Source organism: Winogradskyella aquimaris (genome assembly GCF_042676105.1).
Classification (GTDB): domain Bacteria; phylum Bacteroidota; class Bacteroidia; order Flavobacteriales; family Flavobacteriaceae; genus Winogradskyella; species Winogradskyella aquimaris.
Window position 1 is genome coordinate 963192 of sequence record NZ_JBHTJQ010000016.1, and the last position, 2500, is coordinate 965691.

Consider the following 2500-nt stretch of genomic DNA (forward strand, 5'->3'; position numbering starts at 1 on the left):
GTTAAAGTTTCGACGGTAAGAGATGAGTATGCGTTCTATTAGCTAGATGGTGTGGTAACGGCACACCATGGCAACGATAGATAGGGGCCCTGAGAGGGGGATCCCCCACACTGGTACTGAGACACGGACCAGACTCCTACGGGAGGCAGCAGTGAGGAATATTGGACAATGGGCGAAAGCCTGATCCAGCCATGCCGCGTGCAGGAAGACTGCCCTATGGGTTGTAAACTGCTTTTGTACGGGAAGAAACCCACCTACGTGTAGGTGGCTGACGGTACCGTAAGAATAAGCATCGGCTAACTCCGTGCCAGCAGCCGCGGTAATACGGAGGATGCAAGCGTTATCCGGAATCATTGGGTTTAAAGGGTCCGTAGGTGGATCGGTCAGTCAGAGGTGAAATCCTGCAGCTCAACTGTAGAACTGCCTTTGATACTGCCGGTCTTGAATTATCGTGAAGTGGTTAGAATATGTAGTGTAGCGGTGAAATGCATAGATATTACATAGAATACCGATTGCGAAGGCAGATCACTAACGATACATTGACACTGATGGACGAAAGCGTGGGGAGCGAACGGGATTAGATACCCCGGTAGTCCACGCCGTAAACGATGGTCACTAGCTGTTCGGACTTCGGTCTGAGTGGCTAAGCGAAAGTGATAAGTGACCCACCTGGGGAGTACGTTCGCAAGAATGAAACTCAAAGGAATTGACGGGGGCCCGCACAAGCGGTGGAGCATGTGGTTTAATTCGATGATACGCGAGGAACCTTACCAGGGCTTAAATGTAGATTGCATTAGCTGGAGACAGCTATTTCTTCGGACCATCTACAAGGTGCTGCATGGTTGTCGTCAGCTCGTGCCGTGAGGTGTCAGGTTAAGTCCTATAACGAGCGCAACCCCTGTTGTTAGTTGCCAGCGAGTAATGTCGGGAACTCTAGCAAGACTGCCGGTGCAAACCGTGAGGAAGGTGGGGATGACGTCAAATCATCACGGCCCTTACGTCCTGGGCTACACACGTGCTACAATGGTAGGTACAGAGAGCAGCCACTTCGCGAGAAGGAGCGAATCTATAAAGCCTATCACAGTTCGGATCGGAGTCTGCAACTCGACTCCGTGAAGCTGGAATCGCTAGTAATCGCATATCAGCCATGATGCGGTGAATACGTTCCCGGGCCTTGTACACACCGCCCGTCAAGCCATGGAAGCTGGGAGTGCCTGAAGTCCGTCACCGCAAGGAGCGGCCTAGGGTAAAATCGGTAACTAGGGCTAAGTCGTAACAAGGTAGCCGTACCGGAAGGTGCGGCTGGAACACCTCCTTTCTAGAGAAAGACGACTGATAGGAAGCTATCAAAACGAGGAAACATTTGGTTCTGTTCTCTTGCTGTTAATTTAAGATATCAATAATTAAGTAGAGTCTCATAGCTCAGCTGGTTAGAGCGCTACACTGATAATGTAGAGGTCGGCAGTTCGAGTCTGCCTGAGACTACTAAATTAAAGGAAATTCTAGAAGTTGAGAGGGTAGTTTGGTAAACTACTAACTACTATGTACTAACTACTAGTATATGGGGAATTAGCTCAGCTGGCTAGAGCGCCTGCCTTGCACGCAGGAGGTCACCGGTTCGACTCCGGTATTCTCCACTACGGCTCAACGTCGTTGCCGATTTTGTTATCGGTGGCGATTCGCCACAAGTTCATTGACATATTGAAAAAAGATACATGAAAATTAGATAGAAATATTTAATAAAATTAATAATTGTAACGAGCAATTATAACTCATTAAAAAGACAAAAGTACAATAAGCTAAACAAGAGCGTATGGGGAATGCCTAGGCTCTCAGAGGCGATGAAGGACGTGATAAGCTGCGAAAAGCTGCGGGGACTGGCACATACAGATCGATCCGCAGATATCCGAATGGGGCAACCCAGCATGTTGAAGACATGTTATCCGAAAGGAGGCGAACCCGGAGAACTGAAACATCTAAGTACCCGGAGGAGAAGAAAACAAAAGTGATTCCGCTAGTAGCGGCGAGCGAACGCGGAATAGCCCAAACCAGTATTGTTACGGCAATGCTGGGGTTGTAGGACTGCGACATTCGAGCCAGAATGAACTAGAACTGTTTGGAAAGACAGGCCAGAGACGGTGATAGCCCGGTATAGGTAAAGCATGGTAAGATAGCAGTATCCTGAGTAGTGCGGGGCACGTGAAACCCTGTATGAATTAGTCGGGACCATCCGATAAGGCTAAATACTCCTGAGAGACCGATAGTGAACTAGTACCGTGAGGGAAAGGTGAAAAGAACCCTGAATAAGGGAGTGAAATAGAACCTGAAACCATACGCTTACAAGCGGTCGGAGCGGATTTATCCGTGACGGCGTGCCTTTTGCATAATGAGCCTACGAGTTACCGTTGCTAGCAAGGTTAAGCACTTCAGGTGCGGATCCGTAGCGAAAGCGAGTCTGAACAGGGCGCTTAGTTAGTAGTGGTAGACGCGAAACCGTGTG

At 49.0% G+C, this 2500-nt stretch carries 2 tRNA genes and 2 rRNA genes (2 of these 4 only partly in view); all 4 read left to right on the forward strand.

The annotated features are described in order from the left end of the window. A 16S ribosomal RNA gene (locus ACFQ1K_RS14350) occupies positions 1 to 1318 on the forward strand (it extends 345 nt beyond the left edge of the window). Positions 1319 to 1411: 93 nt separating this feature from the next. Further along, positions 1412 to 1485 (forward strand) — tRNA-Ile (locus ACFQ1K_RS14355). 78 nt (positions 1486 to 1563) lie between these two features. After that, a tRNA-Ala gene (locus tag ACFQ1K_RS14360) sits at positions 1564 to 1637 on the forward strand. A gap of 155 nt (positions 1638 to 1792) precedes the next feature. Further along, positions 1793 to 2500, forward strand: a 23S ribosomal RNA gene (locus ACFQ1K_RS14365) (it continues 2104 nt past the right edge of the window). The 16S and 23S rRNA genes sit together here with 2 tRNA genes alongside, the layout of an rRNA operon.